The 466-nt window shown below is 45.5% G+C and carries 1 protein-coding gene; it reads right to left on the bottom strand.

Translation table 11 applies throughout. The features are described from left to right. On the bottom strand, positions 1 to 466 hold a 466-nt coding region (locus tag AB4585_RS26955), incomplete at both ends, for a hypothetical protein (protein ID WP_372171805.1).

A 466-nucleotide genomic window follows, 5' to 3' on the forward strand; every position in this document is an offset into this window, starting at 1 on the left:
GATAGTGGTTGTTGAAATAGAGGAAGTGCTTGGTCTTCTTCTTGTGTTCTCGTTTAGACTTCCCTTCTTTGCGAACTAGTCGCTCCGTATAGCCGGTGACACTGGCGCCAATGAATGGCGTACCAGATAGTTCACCTTGATAGGCAGATGAAACGTGGTATCGAACAAAGTTGTGTTCAAAATCCATAAGTTGAGCGAAGCCTGCTGAGAATGACGATGCACAAACTGCAGTGTGTGGTTTCTTCGTCGGATCGACAAGAGTCGGCTTTAGGTTTCGGGTCGCGATTAATTGCGATAGAAAATGAAGACTGTCAGGGAGTAGCCATCGCCAGTTGAAAGAGTCGATTCCTGTTAGTGGGATTTCCTGCAGTTCGTTATCAAGAAGAAGGTCGCGTCTAATGAATGCTCGCACAAACTTGTAGTAACGTTTCAAAACTGCGAACGAGTACGCAATTAAGATAAGGGT

Source organism: Vibrio sp. 10N.222.49.C9 (assembly GCF_041474985.1).
Classification (GTDB): domain Bacteria; phylum Pseudomonadota; class Gammaproteobacteria; order Enterobacterales; family Vibrionaceae; genus Vibrio; species Vibrio crassostreae_C.